Source organism: Sinomonas sp. G460-2 (genome assembly GCF_047759905.1).
Lineage (GTDB): Bacteria > Actinomycetota > Actinomycetes > Actinomycetales > Micrococcaceae > Sinomonas.
The window spans coordinates 1-2,372 of record NZ_JBKZWT010000444.1 but is presented as its reverse complement, the minus strand read 5'-3'; the positions used below and the strand labels follow the sequence as shown (position 1 = coordinate 2,372).

Below are 2,372 nucleotides of genomic sequence, written 5' to 3'. Positions count from 1 at the left end.
GCGTCGCGACCTGGTCGTTGCGCGAGCGGCCCGCCCGGAGCTTGCCGCCGAGGTGGGCTCCGGCCCGCTCGATGAGTCCGCGCTCGAGCGAACCGTGCACGTCCTCGTCGGACTCCGCCGGCACGTAGGCGCCGGACGCGACGTCGGCGTCGAGGCGGTCGAGCGCATCGATCATGCCCGCGAGCTCGGCGTCATTGAGCAGACCCGCGCGGTGGAGGACGCGCGCGTGGGCGCGGGAGCCCTCGATGTCATAGCGCGCGAGCCGCCAGTCGAAGTGGGTGGACTTGCTCAGCGCGGCGAGCGCGTCCGCCGGTCCCCCGGCGAAGCGCCCGCCCCACAAAGCACCCTCGTTCGTCGAGTTGGCCACGAGAACTACTCCCCCGCGACCCGCTGGTCGCGGCCCGAGGCGACCTTCGAAGCCATGCCCCAGATGTCGATGAAGCCCTTCGCGCTCGACTGGTCGAACGTGTCGCCCGTGTCGTAGGTCGCGAGGCTGAAGTCGTAGAGCGACGTGTCCGAGCGGCGGCCGTTGACGATGGCCTGGCCGCCGTGCAGCGTCATGCGGATGTCGCCCGAGACGTACTGCTGGCTGTCCTCGATGAAGCCGTCGAGGGCGCGCTTGAGCGGCGAGAACCACTGGCCGTCGTACACGAGCTCGGACCAGCGCTGGCCCACAGTCGCCTTGAAGCGGGCGTGCTCGCGCTCGATCGTGACGTCCTCGAGGTGCTTGTGCGCCGTGATGAGGGCCATGGCGCCGGGGGCCTCGTAGATCTCGCGGCTCTTGATGCCTACGAGCCGGTCCTCGACGACGTCGATGCGGCCCACGCCTTGCGCGCCCGCGCGGCGGTTGAGCTCCTGGATGACCTGGAGCGGGCTCAGCGCCACGCCGTCGAGCGCGGTCGGCACGCCCTGCTCGAACGTGATGGTGACCTCGTCCGGCGCCGGCGGGAACTCGGGGCTCGCCGTGTAGTCGTAGATGTCCTTCGTCGGCGCGTTCCAGATGTCCTCGAGGTAGCCCGTCTCGACGGCGCGGCCCCACACGTTCTGGTCGATCGAGTACGGATTCTTCTTCGTCGTGACGATCGGAAGCTGCTTCTCCTCGGCGTACGCGATGGCCTTGTCACGGGTGAGCGCGAGGTCGCGGACCGGGGCGATGCACTTGAGGTCGGGGCCGAGCGTCTGGATGCCGACCTCGAAGCGGACCTGGTCGTTGCCCTTGCCCGTGCAGCCGTGGGCCACGGTCGTCGCGCCGAACTCGCGGGCCGCCTTGACGAGGTGCTTGACGATGACGGGGCGCGAGATGGCGGAGACGAGCGGGTAGTGGCCCTGGTACAGGCCGTTCGCCTTGAGGGTCGGCACGCAGTACTCGTTCGCGAACTCGTCGCGCGCGTCGGCCACATAGGCTTCCACGGCACCACAGCCGAGGGCGCGCTGGCGCACGGTCTCGAGGCTCTCCCCGCCCTGCCCGACGTCGACGGCGACGGCGATGACCTCGGCTCCGGTGGCGTCGGCGATCCAGCCGATCGCGACGGAGGTGTCGAGGCCGCCCGAGTAGGCGAGGACGATGCGATCCTTCACGGTGTTCTCCTTGCAGATGTCGTGGGAGGTTACGAATTGTTATTCAGAAGTCTACATAACTATGCAGCCAATTTAGACGGCCGCTTCACACGCGGTTCTCGCGACGCCGAGCTCCACGTCCCAGCCCTCGCTGTTGCCGTCGAACGCCGCGCGACGCTCCGCCTCGCTCCCGGGCAGCGACGCGAAGCCGGTCTCGACGACGCGAAGGGTGGTGCCGCCGTCGCGCGCGTCCACGAAGAACTCGACGAGCGTCGTGCCGGCCCCCTCGCCCACCCAGCGGAAGGCCGCGTGGTGCGGGGCGTCGAGCGCCACGGTCCGGAACCCGAAGTCGCCGTGGACCGGGTCGCGCACGAGGCTCACCTCGCCGTCGTGCGTGATCTCGTGGGGGCGGTAGGCGCCGTCGTTGATGAACCAGCCGGGTTCCGAGACGAACGCCCAGACGCGCTCGGCGGGAGCCTCGATTTCGATGGACTTGTCGATGCGGTCGAAGGCAGACGTATCGGTAGCAGCCATGCCCCCATCGTGCCGGTCGTTCACGCGCCTTGTGAAGCGAGCTCGAGGAAGCGCGTCGCGACGGCGTCTCCGCCCAACGGATCTCGCGTGACGATCATGACCGTGTCGTCACCGGCGATCGTGCCGAGGACTGCCGGGATCACGGAGTGGTCGATCGCGAGCGCGAGGAAGTTCGCAGCGCCCGGCGGCGTGCGCAGCACGACGATGTTCGCGCTCGCCTCGGCCGTGACGAGCAGCTCGGCGCACAGCTTCGCGAGCCGGGCGTCGAGCACCTCGGGGTC

General features: G+C 69.5%; 3 protein-coding genes and 1 pseudogene. All 4 read right to left on the bottom strand.

Annotated elements, in window-relative coordinates:
- Positions 1 to 367, bottom strand: a 367-nt coding sequence (locus tag ACLN58_RS21155; RefSeq protein WP_415857189.1) for a lyase family protein, incomplete at its 3' end; no start/stop codon positions are given.
- 5 nt (positions 368 to 372) lie between these two features.
- On the bottom strand, positions 373 to 1,578 hold the full coding sequence (locus tag ACLN58_RS21150; RefSeq protein WP_415857188.1) for an argininosuccinate synthase: 1,206 nt from the start codon (positions 1,576 to 1,578) through the stop codon (positions 373 to 375).
- Positions 1,579 to 1,650: 72 nt separating this feature from the next.
- Positions 1,651 to 2,091 (bottom strand): SRPBCC domain-containing protein, encoded by a 441-nt coding sequence (locus ACLN58_RS21145; RefSeq protein WP_415857187.1) that lies wholly within the window; start codon positions 2,089 to 2,091, stop codon positions 1,651 to 1,653.
- A gap of 20 nt (positions 2,092 to 2,111) precedes the next feature.
- A pseudogene (locus tag ACLN58_RS21140) lies at positions 2,112 to 2,372 on the bottom strand (arginine repressor); the annotation flags it as partial.